Genomic DNA, 16,409 nt, shown 5'->3' on the forward strand with positions numbered 1-16,409 from the left:
CGGTTTGGCGGACACGCCGCTGACACTGGAGAGCATGTTGAAGCCAAGAATCAAAGCTTCCCGCCAGGACGATCCCGGTTCTGACGGGAATGCCGACGTTGAAGACATTACGCTGTCCGAGCAGGTCTATCGCCTGCTTCGGCGCGACATCATGAGCGGGGCCTTCGCGCCCGGCCAATCGCTGCGGCTGGAACTGCTGCGGCAGCGCTACGGCAGCAGCTTTTCGCCCATCCGCGAAGCGCTCAACCGCTTGCGCAGCGAACGCATGGTCGTGAACACCACGTCGCGCGGGTTCAGCATCGCGCCCTTGTCGGTCGAGGAAATGTGGGATGCCTGTGAAACGCGCATCCTGATCGACTGCGATGCGCTGCGGCGTTCGCTGGCCAACGCGGACGACGCCTGGGAAACGCGGCTGGTGGGGGCGTACCATGCGCTGACGCTGGCGGCGCAGCGCGCGGGCCAGGCTCCCGCACCTTCGGAAGAATTGGAAGAATTGCTGGAAGCGCGCCATCTGGATTTTCACCATGCGCTGATTGGCGCTTGCCGCTCGCGCTGGCTGCTGGACCTGTCCACGCAGCTGTATGCGCAGACCGAGCGCTACCGCCGTCCGGCGCGCGCCGGGGCCACGGCCTACGGGCCCGAGCGCAATGTGGACGACGAACATCGCCAATTGCTCGACGCCGCGATCTCGCGCGATGCCGAGCGTTCGGTGGCCATGTTGGCTGCCCATTACCGCAAGACCGCGCAGTTCATCGAACGGATCATTTCTCAGCCCGACACCCAGGCACGACATGCATAAGCCCGAGATCGACCTTTTCTTTCCCACCATCGCCGAACGCGAGGTGCAATACAACGCGCGCGAGTCGGTGGCGGATTTCGACGCCTGCGTGCGCCGCTACGCCGAGTCGTCCGCGCGAGCGCGTTCGCGTCGCCCCGGCGTGCTGGACCTGCGCTACGGCATGGGGCAGGACGAACGGCTGGACCTGTTCCTGCCTTCGGCATCGCGCGCGCCCGCGCCGGTTTTCGTGTTCATCCACGGCGGCTACTGGCGCGCGCAGCGCAAGGAAGACGCGCCCGTCATGGCCGAGGCCTTCAACGCGGCGGGCGCTGCCCTCGCCACGCTGGAATACACGCTGGTGCCCGAGGCCACGCTGGGCGAAGTGGTGCGCGAAGTGCGCAGCGCGGTGGCCTGGCTGTACAAGAACGCCGCGACCTACGGCGTGGACCCTGAACGCATCTACGTGGGCGGCAGTTCGGCGGGCGGGCATCTGGCCGGCATGCTGGTCGCGCCCGGCTGGCCCGCGCGCTATGGCGTGCCGGACGACATCATCAAGGGCACCCTGGCCTTGTCCGGCCTGTTCGACCTGCGTCCGCTGTGCGACATCCTGCCCAACACCTGGCTGCGCCTGACGCCCGAGCAGGCCGCGCATCAAAGCCCCATCTTCAATCTGCCCGAACGTGCAGGCCCCATGCTGCTGGCGGTGGGCGGCCTGGAAACCCAGGGTTTCAAGAACCAGACGGCGGCCTTCGAAGCCGCCTGGAACGGCGCCGGCCTGGCGTCCACCCGCATCGCCACGCCGCACTGCAACCACTTCGACCTGGTCAACGAGCTTGAAGACCCGGACAGCGACCTGACCCGCGCCACGTTGGCGATGATGGGGCTGGCCGTTCGCTGACGGAGTTGCAGATGGCCGACCTGAAGCTGCTTGAAGACCTGATGGCGCTGGCGCGCACCGGCAGCTTCGTGCGCGCCGCCGAACTGCGCCACGTGACGCACCCCGCGTTCGGCCGGCGCATCCGTGCGCTTGAAGCGTGGGCAGGCGCGCCGCTGGTCGAACGCCAGCATCTGCCGGTCACCTTGACCGCGCAGGGCGAGGCGCTGCTCAAGACGGCGACTCAGGTGGTCGAGCAGATGGGGCTGGTGCGCCATCGCATCCGCAGTTCGGGCGCGGGCGGCGAAGCGGTGCTGCGCATCGCCACGGGCCGCAGCCTGGCGCGCACGCTGGTGGCGGATTGGATCGCCCGGCTGCGCCATCGCGCGCCCAAGGTGCTGACCGAAGGCACGCAGGTGGAATTGTTCACGGGGCAGGCGAAGGATCTGGTGGTGCGGTTGGAGCAAGGCAAGGTCGACCTGCTGTGCTGCTACGAACACCCGGCGCTGTCAGTGCCCCTGAGCCCGGCCCGCTATCGCTACATGACGCTGGCCACCGACAAGCTGGTGCCGGTCAGCCAGGCGGATGCGCGCGGCCGCGCGCGTTACGTGCTGGAAGATGGCGGGCAGGCGGCGCCGCTGATTACCTACACGGGCGGGCTGGCGATGGAACGCATCGTGGGCGACCGCCTGGAGACCTCGCCCTACGCGTTGACGCCGTTCGTGCGCAGCGATTCCCTGGACGCGGCGCACGGCGCGGTGGCCAAGGGCCTGGGCGTGGCGTGGTTGCCGTGGTCCATGGTGGCTGCCGATTGCCGTCGAGGCGCGTTGGTGGCGCTGGGCGCGCGCAGCGAAGAAATCGCCTTCGAGGTGCGGCTGTACCGGCCGCGCGCACGTTTGACGGACCTGGCGGAGGCGGCCTGGGAGGCCACCGCGAACCGCAAGGCGTGAGGGCGGCGGCAGCCCACGGACTCAGAGCGCAGGCGAGATAAGCACGAAGATGTGCCGTTTCGGCACGTGCGGGCGAAGGCGCCGCCGCGAAAATACCAGCCTATACCTCCAACGAGACGGCCACGCCGTCCACCCCCCAGCACCCCAAGGAAGAAAACATGAAGTCCGTACTGCATCCGCTGCGCGCAGCGCTTGTTGCGTTTTGTGCCGCCTCGGCCGTCGCTGCCGCGCCGGCCGCCCACGCCGCCGATTACCCCGCCCGTAGCGTGTCCCTGATCGTCGGCTACCCGGCCGGCGGCAGCCTGGACCTGACGGCCCGCCTGCTCGGCGAGGAACTGGGCAAGCGCCTGGGCCAGACCGTCGTGGTTGAAAACGTGGGCGGCGCCGGTGGCACCATCGGCGCTCAACGCGTGGCGCGCGCCGCGCCCGACGGCTATACGATTTTCCTGGGCTCCACCAACGAAATGGTGATCGCCCGCATGATCAACACCGCGGTCAAGTACGACAGCGCCAAGGACTTCACGGCCCTGGGACTGGTGGCGTCGCAGCCGATGCTGTTGGCGGCCAGCAAGAATTCCGGCGTCAAGACCGCCGCCGACTATCTGCAGAAGCTGCGCGGCGCGGAGCCGGGCACGTTCAACTACGGTTCGTCCGGCGTGGGCACCACGCTGCATCTGGCGGGCGAAATGATCAACCAAGCCACCGGCACGCGCGCTGAACATGTGCCGTATCGCGGCGTGTCGCCCCTGGTCACCGACCTGATGAGCGGCCAGCTGGACTACGGCATGCTGGTGCTGTCCTCGGGCCTGCCGCAAGTGCGCAGCGGCAATATCGTCGCGCTGGGCCTGACCGAGAACAAGCGTTCGCCGGCTGCACCGGAAATCGCGCCGCTGGCCGCAACCAAGGGCTTTGAGTCCGTCGACATCAATCTGTGGTTCGCCCTGTACGGCCCCGCCGGCTTGCCCGAGCCGGTCGTGGCCAAGCTGCGCACCGTGCTGGACGAATCGCTCAAGTCCGAATCGTTCCGCAAGAAGATGCAGGAGGCGGGTGGCGAAGTGGCCCAGCCGGGCGTCGACCTGGTGGCCTACCAGGCTGAAGAAACGAAGAAGTACGGCGCCCTGGTCAAGGCCGCCAAGATCGAAGCGCAATAAATCCAACCGCCAATCCGCAAGACAACGGACCTCACCATGCAATTTCAGCTACCCGTTCCCGACCTGGCCGCCGAGCGTGCGGGCAATACCGACACTCCCGGCGTCTGGCATTTTGATTCGGGCGTACCGGGACGGGCGCTCATGGTGAGCGCGCTGGTGCACGGCAACGAGCTGTGCGGCGCCTGGGCGCTCAAGGACCTGCTGGCGGCCGGCGTGAAGCCGCGCCGTGGCAGCCTGACGCTGGCCTTTTGCAACCTGGATGCGTTCGACCGCTTCGACCTCGCCAATCACGACGCCTCGCGCTTCGTGGCCGAAGACATGAACCGCGTCTGGAGCGCCGAGCGCCTGGACAACGCCAACACGCCCGACCGTCAGCGCGGCGCGGCGTTGCGCCCCTGGGTGCAGCGCGCGGACTGGCTGCTGGACCTGCATTCCATGCATGAGCCGGGCGCGCCCTTGCTGCTCACGGGCGTACTGCCGCGCAACATCGACTTGGCGCGCCGCCTGAAGGCCCCGCAACACGTGATCGTGGATGCTGGCCACAAGGACGGTGTCCGGATGCGCGACTACGCCCAGTTCGGTGACGCCGCCCGTGAGGACGCGTGCGCGCTGCTGATCGAATGCGGCTTCCATGGCGATCTGTCTTCGCGCGATGTGGCTCGCGACATGGTGGCGCGCATGCTGGTCGCGTCTGGCGTGGTGGATGCGGCCGATGTGCTGGCCGGCTGGCGCTTGCCCGATCCGGCCGCCCAGCGCGTGCTGGAAGTGACCGACGCCGTGGTGGCGCCGTCGATGGACGTGACGTTCGCGCAACCGTGGACGGGGCTGGAGACGCTGGAGAAGGCCGGGTCGGTGATCGGCTGGGCAGACGGCCAGCCGATCGTGACGCCCTATGACAACTGCACCTTGATCATGCCGTCGCTGCGCCAGCTCAAGCCGGGCGTGACGGTGGTGCGACTGGCCCGCGACTACGCGGGCTGATCTGAGGCATCAGTTCTGCGGTGTGAATTACGCCGCAGGATTGCTGCAAAGTGACCGCTGCGAAGTGATTGCTGCGGAGTGGCTTTCGCGGCAACGATGCCGCAGGACTTCTGCCGCATCGCTGCCGCCGCATTACTTCTGCGGCGTGTAGCGCAGTTCATCCAGCTCGTAACCCTGGGCCTTGGCAGCAGCCAGGGCCTTGTCCAATTCTTCCTTCGGCAATTGCGGCGAGCGCGACAGGATCCAGAGGTACTTGCGATCCGGCGTGCCCACGACCGCCCAGCGGTATTCCGGGTCCAGCCCGATCACCCAGTAATCGCCCTTGAACGGCTTGAAGAACGTGACTTCGAGCTTGGCGTTGTTGCTTCCTTCGACGACCGTGGCCGTGCCCGAGGCGGAATCGATGTCGCCATCCTTGGTGCGGCAGCGATTGTTCACGCCGACGGTGCCGTCGGGATGCGCGGTGTATTCGGCGGTGGTGTCGCCCACGCAGTTGCGCTGGAAGAACATGGGGAAATTGGCGATTTCGTACCACATGCCGGCGTAGCGTTTCAGGTCCACCGAATCCACGGTCTGCATGGGCGGCGGCGCGGCATGGGCGATGCCCATGCTGGCAGCCAGGGCCATCAGGAATGTTGCGGTGCGGCGCATTGAAAAACCTCCAGAGTGACTGACCAAGCTGCGGCGCTTGCCGGACAGGCAGGCGCCGCGAACGCAAACCCTAACGATACGCCTTATTTGGGCGGGGCCTTCAGGGCCTCGTGGTAGCGGGCCACGTAGGTCGCGAAGTCCACCGTGTCCGACTGTTCGATGCGTTGTTGCTCCTGCGTGGACTGCTGCGCGGCCTGCTCGTAGGCTGCGGCCAGATCCGCGGGCAATGCCTCTGCGCGCAAGGTGTCCGCATGCTTGCGGCTTTGCGCCAGCGAGTAGTCGTGAAACGACAAGCCGCTTTGCATCAGCGACTGCAACAGGCGCGCCGACGGCGTGGCGTCCGGTTGATCCAGCTTGACGCGCTGCGCAGCCAGCGCATCGGCGTAGGCGGTGCCACCCATGGCGGAATCGAACAGCGCGGCGTAAGGTGCGATCTGGTCCAGCAGCTCGTGGCCCCACTGCGTCAGCGCCACGGGCTGGCCTTCGCGGTCCAGCATGAGGCCCGGCTTGCGGCCTTGCTTGACCACCGTGGAGAAGTTGTCGGCGCTGCGTTGACAGTAGCCGTTGGCGGGGAAGAACGGGCTGTCGGAAGCGGTGCAGAACAGCAGGAACGCGTCGACGAAGCGGCTGGTGCTGGCGTCGATGCCCACGGGCGATTCGGGGTCGATGTCCAGGCAGCGCACTTCCACATATTGCACACCACGTTCCGCGAGCGCGGTGATGGGGCGTTCGCAGCGGCCGGTGGCGCGCTTGGGGCGGATGCTTGAGTAGTATTCGTTTTCGATCTGCAGAACGTTGGTGTTCAGCTGGATCCATTCGCCGTTGCGATGCGTGCCGATCTTTTCGTAGTCGGGCCAGGTTTGCGTCACGGCGTCGTACAGGCGGCCCAGGAACGTGTCCAGGTCGTTGTAGCAAAGCTTGAGTTGCGACTGCGCCTTGTTCTGGTAGCCCAGGTCGCTCATGCGCAGGCTGGTGGCATAGGGCAGATACAGCGTGTGATCGCCCAGCCGCTCCAGCGGGTGGTCATGGCCGCGCAGGAAGTCGCTGGACAGCGCGGGCGCCGCGCCGAACAGGTACATCAGCAGCCAGGAATAGCGCGTGAAGTTTCGGATCAATCCGATATAGCCGCGCGAACGGCGGTCTTGCGCCGAACCGGCTTGCGTGTCCAGCACGGCCCACAGATCTTCGGACAGCGAGAAGTTGTAGTGCACGCCCGCGATGCATTGCATCGTCTTGCCATACCGCTCGGCAAGGCCGCGACGGTACACGTGCTTGAGCATGCCGGTGTTGGATGTGCCGTACCACGCGATAGGGATGTCGGCCTCGGCGGGCAACGTCGCCGGCATGGACTGGTTCCAGATCAGCTCGTGATCCAGCACGCTGTACACATGACGATGGGTGTTGGTCAGTTCGGCCAGAAGCGCATCGACATCCGTGTGCGTGCCGGTAATCAGTTCCAGCAGCGATTCGGAATAGTCGGTAGTGACGTGTTCGTTCGTCAGCGCCGAACCCAAGCCGGCGGGGTGGGGCGTGCGCGACAAAATGCCCTGCTCGTCCACGCGCAGGCCTTCTTTTTCGATGCCTCGCAACGTCTGGGTCAGCAGCGAGCGATTGGCCTCTAGGCGGGAGAGGCGATTGGCGGCGGTATCAGTCACGGATTCTTCTCGTTTGGGTCTGTCGCGGGATTTTACGGGGTGCCGGCCTCCTGTGCCGAGGGAGCCAGTACTGGGGGCAGGGACAATGCCTGGGCCGTGCGCGCCAGCCATTCGTCCAGGTCAGCATAAACCGGATCCGAAATTGGGGCCGTTTCATTGAAAATCTCGTGCCAGGCCGTGTCGTACCAGCGCAGCGTCAGCAATTCGGCGGGGGCCCGCTGGGCGAACTGGCGGCTGCCTTCGGCGGCAACGATGGAATCATCGCCCGCCACCATCAGCAGGGTGCGGCATGCCAGTTGACCCGCCTCGCGCAGCGAATCCCGGCCGCCTTCGTCGACAAAGCGGGCCAGCCGGCCGGTCATGCGCCGGCGCACCAGCGGGTCGGACCGATAGGCTTTCACGACGGCCCGGTCGTGCGAGATGCGGGCGGGCGCCAGCCCGTGCGGCACGCGCAGGTCGGGCGCGTGCAGCGACATCCAGGTCAGCGTGCGTCGCACCCAAATAGGCACGTTGACGACGAAAGGGGGCGAACTGAGCACCAGGGCATCCAGCTCGGCCAGACGGCGCAGCGCAATCCGCACGGCCACCAGGGCGCCCAGGCTATGGGCCAGCACGATGGGCGGGCGGCCCTGGGCCTGGGTCCAGTCGCGCAGGCGCTGGGTGGCGTCTATGATCAGATCGTCCTGATGGGCCAGCGTGGCGGGCGGGCCGCCAGAGCGTCCATGGCCGCGATGGTCGTGAGCGCCCACGGTCCAGCCTCGGGCGGCCAGCCAGCGCGCCAGCCGATCGTAGCGGCCGGCATGCTCGCTCAGGCCGTGCATGAGATAGATGCTGGGCGTGCCCGCCCCGGTGATGGGCGGGGGCACGTCAGGCGCGGCGGGCCACAGATAGTTGGCCAGCGGCGTGCCGTCGGGCGCGGGGGTGATGGAAATCGGCGACAATTTCAGCATTCCTCGAAATGAATGGGCCGTCGGGTCTACGGTAATGACGATTTCATCGCTGTTTCGTTTCATGTTCAAGAAAGCCGGCCTGTTCGTGGGGTTGGCCTTGGTGCTTGCCGCGTGCTCGCCCCGTTACAACTGGCGGGAAGTGGACGTGGCCGATGGCCATGTGTGGGCGGCATTCCCCGATCGGGTGTCAACCGAAACCCGCGACCTGCGCCTGGATACCCACACCTTGCGTTTTACCCTGTCGAGCGCCACGGTGGGCGAGGCCGTGTTCGCGGTGGGCTCCGCGCCGCTGCCGCCGGACATCGCGGCCGACCCGGCCGCCCGGCAGGCCTTGGGCATGGCGCTGATGCAATCGCTGTACGTCAATATGCAGGCGCCGCCGCCCACCCAATGGCCGGCCTACGGGCAGGACATCGAGGTGCACGGCAAGGCCATGGGCAAACCGGGTTGGCTACAGGCCAAGGTCTGGGTTACCGACACCATGCTGATCGAGGCGGTTGCAGCAGGCACGCAAGAAAGCCTGCCCGCTGAACGCGCGCGAGAATTCCTGAGATCGGTGGTGGTCAACCCCGGCAAACCGGGCAGTGCGCCCGCCAATGCGGGCGCGGCCAGCAGCGTCACGCGATGATGCCATCCAGCAGGCCCAGGCGCAGCGCCGACACCACGGCTGCGCGCCGCCCTCGCACGCCCAGCTTGGCGCAGGCATTGCGCAGATGGAAGTTCACGGTGCTTTCGCTGACACCCAGGATGCGGCTGGTTTCCCAACTGGTCTTGCCCGCGGCCGACCAATACAGGCACGCCGCCTGGCGGTCGGACAGCGCCTTGCGGGCGGGCAGCGCCGCCAGCGATTGCTTCGGCGACGTTGGCGGCCCCAATGACGACATCGGCCCGCCGCGCTGCGTCAGGTCGGGAGGGAAGCCGCACAGGCGTTGGAATGCGGAAGATCTTTGGAATGCGGCGAAGCGAAGGTTGGCGGTCATGATGGCCGGGGGCAGTACGCCCTGTAATTGACGTTGCTTGCATGCTGCGGCCCTTGCCGCCGCCCGGCAAGCATTGATGCTTTCGCGCATTGATCTACTTATCTTTCACGGAATAGTTGTATGTTGGCCATCGCCCAGTTCTACCTGTCAGCCATCGTGCTGATGCTGCCCTTGTTGTGCTGCGTGGGCATCGGGGTGCTGTGGGGCAAGCGCGATGTCCCCTTTGGCGGCGCGTTCATCACGACGCTGGTAACGTCGGTGACCACGCCGGCGCTGGTGTTCCATACCTTCGTCACGACCCACCTGGATGACCGCGCGCTGGCCGACGTGGCCGTCGCGACGCTCTTGGCCCTGCTGCTGTGCGCGCTGGTCGGCGCGCTGCTGCTCAAGGTCTGGAAGCTGCCGGTGCGTACGCTGCTGCCCACGGCCAGCCTGCCCAACGCCGGCAACCTCGGCCTGCCCATTTCCCAACTGGCGTTCGGCGACGCTGGCCTGTCGGTGGCGGTGGCGTTCTTCGCGGTCAATTCCTTCGTCATGCACACCATCGCCGTGCGGCTGCTGCCCGGCGTGAACACCAAGGGCAGCTGGAAAAGTCCCATCTTGCTGGCGTCGGTCGTGGCGGTGGCGTTGCGGTTGCTGCATGTGCCGGTGCCGGCATGGGTGATCGAAACCGCGCGCATGCTGGGCGCGGTCACCGTGCCGCTGATGCTGTTGAGCCTGGGCCACGCTTTGGCGCTGATCCCGTCAACGGGCTTGCGTGATGGCGCCAAGGTGGCGGCGATCCGGCTGGTGGTGGGCCTGGCGGCCGGGCTGGCGGTGGTCTGGGCGCTGGATCTGGAACCGGTGCTGGCCGGCGCGCTGACCTTGCAGATGGCCATGCCATGCGCCGTGGTCAGCTATATGTATGCCAAGCGGTACACGACCCTGGGCGATACGGCGGCGGGCGCGGTGCTGGTGTCCACGGTGGTGTTCCTGCTGCTGGCGCCGTTGATGCTGTGGTTCACCCACGGCGCGTAGCAGCAGGGGCGGGCGCTCAGGCCGCGCCGGCCATGTCCCGCAATTGCGCCATCAGCGTGTCCGGAATGTCCACGCCGTGCTTGATGGCTTCGTCGCGCAGCTTGCGGCGGCGCTCGCCCGGCAGGCGCACGCCATCGTCTTGCAGCATGGCGTCCACCAGCGTTTCGACGCGTTCCAGATAGGTGTTGTTGCCGGCCAGCGCGCCGGGGTCGATGGCCATGAAGGCCTGGCCCAGCCGGGCGGGCCCGCCGGCATCCACAAAGAACGACTCGGTTTCAAACCCGAAGTGCGCGCCCGTGAGCGCGCAGGCCAGCAATTCGACGATCAGCGCAAGCATCGCGCCCTTGACCCCGCCTGCGGGCAACATGCTGCCGGCCAGGCCGGCCTTCGGGTCGGTGGTGGGATCGCCATTGGCGTCCAGCGCCCAGCCCAGCGGAATGGGCTGGTTGTCGCGCGCGGCGATCATCAGCTTGCCGCGCGCCACTTGCGACAACGACAGGTCGATGACCAGGCGCGCGCCGTTGCGGCGGGGAAAGACGGCAGCAATCGGGTTGGTGCCGAACAGCGGCCGCTTGCCGCCCCAGGCGGGCATGGCCGCGGGCGAATTGCTCAGGGTCAGCGCCACCAGCCCGGCGTCGGCCAAGGCTTCCAGGTGGTAGGCGGCTTCTCCGAAATGATGGCTGTTGGCCACGCCCACGAAGGCGATACCGTGTTCGCGGGCGCGCAGCGCGGCCTGCTCGACCGCCATTGCGCAGGCCGGAAACGCCAGGCCGGAGCCGGCGTCGATCAAGGCCGCGCCGCCGCGCTCATGCACCAGGCGCGGCACCGCCGAACCCAGCGCGCGTCCGGCGCGCAGGTGCCCCGCATAGAACGGCACGCGCGACAAGCCATGCGAGCTGATGCCCTGGCTTTCCGCGAAAACCAGCGCGCGCGCCGTGCTGTCGGCCATGGCGGGATTGGCTCCCGCGGCGGCAAGCGCGGCGGCGGCCAGATGTTGCAGTTCGTCCAGATAGATGTGAGCCATATCCTTCCCGTGAGGAGGGGTGCGCGCCCGCTCATACGTGCAAGCGAGGCGGGGGGGCGCCGCAGATGTTCCGCATTGTCCCACCACGCCGGGGCCGGTGCAGCATCGCCAAGCAGTGCTAGAATTCTTTTCGCTGCAACCATGCAGCACCCATATTTCGGCGCCGATTTGCCTGATCCGCTTGCGGGCGCCTTCCAATAAATCCAGCTAAAGAGGTCCGTATGACCACTCCTGCCCAACATTTGGCCGGTGATCTGGCCGCAGACTCGGCCAGCGGGTTTGTACCCGCCACCGTCACGACTTCCGACGCCGCTGATCCCGGTTCCGTCGGCTTGGTCGCACCTACCTTCATCCGCTTCGATGAGCCGCTGCCTTTGCTCAGTGGCCAGTCGCTGGCCGCCTATGAACTTGCCGTGGAAACCTACGGCACGCTCAATGCGCAGCGCACCAACGCGGTCCTGATCTGCCACGCCTTGAATGCCTCGCACCACGTTGCCGGGCAGGCGGCCGACAACCCCACCGACGTGGGCTGGTGGGACAACATGGTCGGCCCCGGCAAGCCGGTGGACACCAATATCTTCTTCGTGATCGGCGTCAACAACCTGGGCTCCTGCTTTGGTTCGACGGGCCCGGCCAGCATCAACCCGGCCACCGGCAAACCTTGGGGCGCGGCGTTTCCCGTGTTGACGGTCGAAGACTGGGTGCGTGCGCAGGCACGCGTGGCCGATCACTTCGGCATCGAGCGTTTCGCCGCTGTGATGGGTGGATCGCTGGGCGGCATGCAGGCCCTCAGCTGGGCGATCACCTTGCCCGACCGCGTGGCCAACTGCGTGGTGATCGCCAGCACGCCACGCCTGTCGGCGCAGAACATCGGCTTTAACGAAGTGGCCCGCCGCGCCATCATCACCGACCCGGATTTCCACGGCGGCGATTACTACGCGCAAGACACGGTGCCGCGCCGGGGCCTGTCGGTGGCGCGCATGATCGGCCACATCACGTACCTGTCCGATGACGACATGGCCGAAAAATTTGGCCGCGCCCAACGCGCGCCGGCCGAGAACGGCGCGTACCACTACGGCTACGACGTCGAGTTCGAAGTGGAGTCGTACCTGCGCTATCAGGGCGAGAAATTCACCCGCTACTTCGACGCCAACACCTATCTGCTGATTACGCGCGCGCTGGATTATTTTGATCCCGCACGCACCACGGGCGGCGACCTGGCGCGCGCGCTGGCGCCGGCCAAAGCCGATTTCCTGCTGGTGTCGTTCTCGACCGATTGGCGCTTTCCGCCCGAGCGCTCGCGCGAAATCGTGCGCGCGCTGCTCAAGAACGCCAGCCCCGTGACCTACGCTGAAATCGACGCGCCGCATGGGCACGACGCTTTCCTGCTGGAAGACGCGCGCTATCACGCGGTGGTCCGTGGCTACTACGAACGCATCGCGCGCGAGCTGGGCCTGACCGCTGGCGCGCAGACCGAAGGACGCTCCGCATGACTCCTGTCACCCCCCGCTATGCCCACGCCGCGCTGCGTCCCGACCTGGCGCGCATTGCCGGCTGGATCGAACCCGGCAGCCGCGTGCTGGACCTGGGCTGCGGCGACGGCGCGCTGCTGGCGCACCTGCGCGACCACCGCCAGGTGCGCGGCGCGGGCGTCGAACTGGATGACACCTGCGTGATCGCTTGCGTGCGTCGCGGGGTCGAAGTCATTCAGCAAAACCTGGAAGACGGCCTGGCGCTGTTCGATGACAAGCAGTTCGATACGGTGGTGCTGTCGCAGACGCTGCAATCCATGCACCGTACCGAGCACATCCTGCGTGAAATGGCGCGCGTGGCCCGCCACGGCATCGTGTCGTTTCCCAACTTCGGCTACTGGCCGCACGGCTGGGCCATCCTGCGCGGGCGCATGCCGGTGACGGGCCAGATGCCTTACCAGTGGTACAACACGCCGAACATCCACCTGTGCACGCTGCGCGACTTCGAGCAGCTGGCCGGCGAGCTCAATCTGCGCATCCTCGAACGCGCCACGTTCAACGTAGACCGCGAGGTCAAACTGTTTCCCAGCTGGCGCAGCACGCTGGCGGTGTACCGTTTCGCCACACCCTGACATTCCGACACCGATCCTCCTGACGGCGCGCCGCAACAGGCCCTAAAATGCCGCAAGCCCGGGGCGCACCGCCTGTTGCGCCGCGCTGGCGCGTATCAGGAGACCGTCATCACCGCTGTATCCAACGTCTATACCAGTCCCCGCGTGGCCCCTTTGCTGGTCCTGGGCTTTGCCAGCGGACTGCCCTTGGCGCTGACCGGTGGAACCTTGCAGGCCTGGGCGACCGTCGAAGGCGTGCCGCTCCAGGAAATCGGCTTCCTGACGCTGGTGGGCACCGCCTACACCCTGAAATTCATTTGGGCTCCGCTGGTTGACCGCTACGTGCCGCCGCTCTTGGGCCGGCGGCGCGGCTGGATGCTGGTGACGCAGCTGTTGCTGGCCATCACCATCATGTTGATGGGCGCGCTGTCGCCGTCCACCGCCTTGATGCCGCTGGCGCTGCTGGCGGTATTCGTCGCCTTTCTGTCCGCCACACAGGACATCGCGTTCGACGCGTATTGCACGGACGTGTTGCGCAAGGAGGAACGCGGCGCGGGCGCGGCCGTGAAGGTGATGGGCTACCGGCTGGCCATGATCGCCTCCGGTGGATTGGCGCTGATCATGGCCGACCAGTGGATCGGCTGGGGCTATACCTATGTCGTCATGGGCGGCCTGATGCTGCTGTGTGCGGTGGCCACGCTGATGGCGCCGGAGCCCGAACATGTCGCCCGTCCGCCGCGCACGCTGGGCGAGGCAATCGGCGAGCCCCTGCACGAATTCTTCACGCGCCGTGGCGCGCTGGCCATCCTGCTGCTGATCGTGCTGTACAAGCTGGGCGACGCGTTCGCGGGCGCGCTGTCCACCACTTTCCTGATTCGCGGCGCGGGCTTCACGCCCACCGAAGTCGGCACCGTGAACAAGGTGTTGGGCCTGGCCGCCACCATCGTGGGCGCGCTGGCGGGCGGATCGCTGATGGCGCGCTGGGGCCTGTACCGCTCGCTGATGGCCTTCGGCCTGTTGCAGGCGGTGTCGAACCTGGCGTATTGGCTGATCGCGATCAGCCCCAGGAACCTGTGGCTGATGGCGACCGGCGTCGGCATTGAAAACCTGTGCGGCGGGCTGGGCACGGCGTCCTTCGTGGGGCTGCTGATGGCGCTGTGCCGCCGGCGTTTCTCGGCGACGCAGTTCGCGCTGCTGTCGGCGCTGTCGGCTGTGGGCCGTACCTATCTCGCCGGCCCTCTGACCCCACCGCTGGTGGCTTACCTGGGCTGGCCGGGGTTCTTCCTGGTGACCGTGGTGATCGCGTTGCCGGGTCTGGTGCTGTTGAAGATCCTGCGTGGCACCATCGACACCATGGAAAAGCAGGGCGATCAGGCCTGACGGCCTGCGGACCATGAAAAAGGCGGCGCACAGCGCCGCCTTTTCTTTTGGGGCAACGGCCCCTGCCGCTTAGTCTTCGTCGTGCACCCGGACAATCAGCACGTCGCTGGGCAGGGACTCAAGCAGGCGTTCGGCCACGCTGCCGATGGCGGTGCGCAAGATGCCGGTGCGCCCGTGCGTGCCGGTCACGACCAGATCGGAGCGGTGAATGAAGGAGTATTCCGACAAGACCGTCTCGGGCTGGCCTGCTTCAAGCACCACCTTGGGTTGCGGCAAGCCGGCCAGTTCGGGCGTGCCGGTAATGAATTCCCGCGCGCTTTGCTCGGCTTCCTGGTGGAAGCGGCGGGAGACGGCGTCCTCGGGCGTGTGCTTGCTCTGGAATGGCACGTCGTAGGCGTGGAACAGGGTCAGGTCGGCATTGGGCACCAGTTGCAGCGCCGCGCGCAGCGCATGACGCGCCCCGGCGGAAAAGTCGGTGGCGACCAGCACGTCGCGGTACGGCCTGCGCGGGCGGTTCTTGACCACCAGCACCGGCTGGCGCGCCTGGCGAACCAGCTTTTCGACAGTGGTGCCCAGCAGCAGCCGGCCCAGCGTTTCGTCGCGCGCGATGCCCGTGACGATCAGCGAGCAGCCGTAGCTGTCGGCGGTCTCCATGATGCGCGTCAGCGGATCGCCCGACACCACCACCACTTCGGTAGGCACGTCGGCCGCGGACAGGTCTTCCGCCAGCTCGCGTTCGGCCAATGCCTTGTGGTCGGTGGACAGGCGGCGCCAGACCGGCGTGGTCAGGCGCGCGGTGGTGGCATGGTTTTCCATGACGTGCAGCACGATCAGCTGCGTTCCCAGCTCTTTGGTCAGTTGCAGGGCGCGGTCCAGCGCGCGATCTCCCCGCGCGCTCAGGTCCGTGGCAAGCAGGATGGGTCCAGTTTGCAGTGTCATACGTTATCTCCCGTTATGGCCAGAGTGGAGACTCCCGCGTCCGCCAGCCTGGCAGGTACCGCCCTCGTGGGGCATGCCCCATTGTCCCGCTGCGGCGCGCAGTGGGGATTGATGGATATCAACGCACGGACCAGCGTAAGGGAACGGGCATGGGGTGGCAATGCCGGCTTGCGCCGCGTCAGCTCAATACAATGGGCGGGCCCGGTCACCGCTTTCCTTGAATCTTCGTCCCATGCTCTCTGACATTTCCCCCCTGTTGCTGCACACGCTGTATCTGGTCGCGATCGTGGCCGAGGCCATGACCGCGGCGCTGTCGGCCGGCCGGCGCGATATGGACTGGATGGGGGTGTGCATCATCGCCTGCGTGACCGCGCTGGGAGGGGGTTCGCTGCGCGACGTGCTGCTGGGGCATTACCCGCTGACCTGGGTGATCCACCCTGAATATCTCTGGATGACCGGCGGCGCGGCCATCCTGACGGCGCTGATCGCCCCGATCATGCGACGTCTGCGCAGCCTGTTCCTGCTGGCGGACGCGCTGGGGCTGGTGGCGTTCACCGTGATCGGCTGCCAGGTGGCGCAGATGATGCAACTGCCGATCACGGTGGTGCTGATCAGCGGCATGATCACCGGTTGCGCGGGCGGGGTGCTGCGTGACGTGCTGTGCAACGAGGTGCCGCTGCTGTTTCGCAAGGAGCTGTACGCCAGCGTGTCGGTGGTGACTGGCGCGCTGTATCTGGGCGGGCAGTCGCTGGGCTTGTCGGCCAATGCCGCCGTGCCGCTGGCCTTGGCGGTGGGCCTGGCGCTGCGCCTGCTGGCGCTGCGCTTCAACTGGCAGATGCCCAAGTTCGTTTATCGCGACGATTGGGATTGACCATTTCGCAGGACGGTTCCTACGATGCGACGGCGCTCTGCAACAATTTTCTTATTTGTGTTTCAATAAATTTCTAGTATCTTTCGGGCTCTCATAACATGCCTCGTGCAGTTCAAGGGGAGCCG

General features: G+C 66.7%; 17 protein-coding genes and 1 riboswitch. Of the genes, 11 read left to right on the forward strand and 6 right to left on the reverse strand.

Going from position 1 to position 16,409, the window contains the following annotated elements; genetic code table 11:
* Positions 1 to 37 precede the first annotated feature (37 nt).
* The 5 genes from API01S_RS18435 to API01S_RS18455 all read left to right on the forward strand — a co-directional run bounded on the left by API01S_RS18435 (position 38) and on the right by API01S_RS18455 (position 4,734).
* The gene (locus API01S_RS18435; RefSeq protein ID WP_039883798.1) at positions 38 to 799 is read left to right on the forward strand and encodes a GntR family transcriptional regulator; all 762 of its coding nucleotides are present in this window, start codon (positions 38 to 40) and stop codon (positions 797 to 799) included.
* A complete protein-coding gene (locus API01S_RS18440; RefSeq protein WP_050730553.1) occupies positions 792 to 1,676 on the forward strand; it encodes an alpha/beta hydrolase in 885 nt (294 codons plus the stop codon). Before API01S_RS18435 ends, API01S_RS18440 begins: the two co-directional genes overlap by 8 nt.
* 11 nt (positions 1,677 to 1,687) lie before the next feature.
* Entirely contained in the window at positions 1,688 to 2,602 is a 915-nt protein-coding gene (locus tag API01S_RS18445; RefSeq protein WP_061305740.1) for a LysR family transcriptional regulator, read from the forward strand.
* 158 nt (positions 2,603 to 2,760) lie between these two features.
* Positions 2,761 to 3,753 (forward strand): Bug family tripartite tricarboxylate transporter substrate binding protein, encoded by a 993-nt coding sequence (locus API01S_RS18450; protein ID WP_006217105.1) that lies wholly within the window; start codon positions 2,761 to 2,763, stop codon positions 3,751 to 3,753.
* Between the two features lie 36 nt (positions 3,754 to 3,789).
* Positions 3,790 to 4,734: a M14 family metallopeptidase gene (locus API01S_RS18455; protein WP_050730554.1), complete on the forward strand. Its 945-nt coding sequence runs from the start codon at positions 3,790 to 3,792 to the stop codon at positions 4,732 to 4,734.
* 132 nt (positions 4,735 to 4,866) lie between these two features.
* On the opposite strand, the gene API01S_RS18460 is transcribed toward API01S_RS18455, so the two are convergent.
* The 3 genes from API01S_RS18460 to API01S_RS18470 form a co-directional block, all read right to left on the reverse strand.
* The gene (locus API01S_RS18460; RefSeq protein WP_006217107.1) at positions 4,867 to 5,385 is read right to left on the reverse strand and encodes a lipocalin family protein; all 519 of its coding nucleotides are present in this window, start codon (positions 5,383 to 5,385) and stop codon (positions 4,867 to 4,869) included.
* Between the two features lie 83 nt (positions 5,386 to 5,468).
* Positions 5,469 to 7,040 carry a glutamate--cysteine ligase gene (gene gshA, locus API01S_RS18465; protein WP_006217108.1) on the reverse strand — a complete coding sequence of 524 codons (1,572 nt, stop codon included), beginning with the start codon at positions 7,038 to 7,040 and terminating at the stop codon, positions 5,469 to 5,471.
* A gap of 32 nt (positions 7,041 to 7,072) precedes the next feature.
* Positions 7,073 to 7,981: an alpha/beta hydrolase gene (locus API01S_RS18470; protein ID WP_082306150.1), complete on the reverse strand. Its 909-nt coding sequence runs from the start codon at positions 7,979 to 7,981 to the stop codon at positions 7,073 to 7,075.
* A gap of 43 nt (positions 7,982 to 8,024) precedes the next feature.
* Between API01S_RS18470 and API01S_RS18475 the strand changes: the two genes are divergently transcribed.
* A complete protein-coding gene (locus API01S_RS18475) occupies positions 8,025 to 8,618 on the forward strand; it encodes a hypothetical protein (protein WP_061305742.1) in 594 nt (197 codons plus the stop codon).
* Here API01S_RS18475 and API01S_RS29605 read toward each other — a convergent pair.
* A complete protein-coding gene (locus tag API01S_RS29605; protein ID WP_039883800.1) occupies positions 8,608 to 8,826 on the reverse strand; it encodes a helix-turn-helix domain-containing protein in 219 nt (72 codons plus the stop codon). The two genes, API01S_RS18475 and API01S_RS29605, sit on opposite strands and share 11 nt — an antisense overlap.
* A 264-nt stretch (positions 8,827 to 9,090) precedes the next feature.
* On the opposite strand from API01S_RS29605, the gene API01S_RS18485 reads away from it, so the two are divergent.
* Entirely contained in the window at positions 9,091 to 9,987 is an 897-nt protein-coding gene (locus tag API01S_RS18485; protein ID WP_006217112.1) for an AEC family transporter, read from the forward strand.
* 16 nt (positions 9,988 to 10,003) lie between these two features.
* Here API01S_RS18485 and API01S_RS18490 read toward each other — a convergent pair whose 3' ends face one another.
* Positions 10,004 to 11,011 carry an Ldh family oxidoreductase gene (locus API01S_RS18490; protein ID WP_061305744.1) on the reverse strand — a complete coding sequence of 336 codons (1,008 nt, stop codon included), beginning with the start codon at positions 11,009 to 11,011 and terminating at the stop codon, positions 10,004 to 10,006.
* A gap of 150 nt (positions 11,012 to 11,161) precedes the next feature.
* A riboswitch (SAM riboswitch) is annotated at positions 11,162 to 11,243 on the forward strand.
* On the opposite strand from API01S_RS18490, the gene metX reads away from it, so the two are divergent.
* The 3 genes from metX (at position 11,233) to API01S_RS18505 (ending at position 14,474) form a co-directional block, all read left to right on the forward strand.
* Positions 11,233 to 12,504, forward strand: coding sequence for a homoserine O-succinyltransferase MetX (gene metX / locus API01S_RS18495; protein ID WP_174544684.1), 1,272 nt, complete (start codon positions 11,233 to 11,235; stop codon positions 12,502 to 12,504). (Overlaps the previous riboswitch by 11 nt.)
* Entirely contained in the window at positions 12,501 to 13,115 is a 615-nt protein-coding gene (gene metW, locus API01S_RS18500) for a methionine biosynthesis protein MetW (protein ID WP_006217115.1), read from the forward strand. Before metX ends, metW begins: the two co-directional genes overlap by 4 nt.
* Positions 13,116 to 13,190: 75 nt before the next feature.
* Positions 13,191 to 14,474, forward strand: a complete 1,284-nt coding sequence (locus API01S_RS18505; RefSeq protein WP_082306143.1) for a muropeptide transporter — start codon at positions 13,191 to 13,193, stop codon at positions 14,472 to 14,474.
* 69 nt (positions 14,475 to 14,543) lie between these two features.
* Here API01S_RS18505 and API01S_RS18510 read toward each other — a convergent pair whose 3' ends face one another.
* Positions 14,544 to 15,413, reverse strand: coding sequence for a universal stress protein (locus tag API01S_RS18510; RefSeq protein WP_050730556.1), 870 nt, complete (start codon positions 15,411 to 15,413; stop codon positions 14,544 to 14,546).
* A gap of 232 nt (positions 15,414 to 15,645) precedes the next feature.
* On the opposite strand from API01S_RS18510, the gene API01S_RS18515 reads away from it, so the two are divergent.
* Positions 15,646 to 16,284, forward strand: a complete 639-nt coding sequence (locus API01S_RS18515) for a trimeric intracellular cation channel family protein (protein WP_006217118.1) — start codon at positions 15,646 to 15,648, stop codon at positions 16,282 to 16,284.
* The last annotated feature ends 125 nt before the right edge of the window (positions 16,285 to 16,409 follow it).

It is taken from the genome of Achromobacter piechaudii NBRC 102461 (genome assembly GCF_001571245.1).
In the GTDB taxonomy this organism is placed as follows: domain Bacteria; phylum Pseudomonadota; class Gammaproteobacteria; order Burkholderiales; family Burkholderiaceae_B; genus Achromobacter; species Achromobacter piechaudii.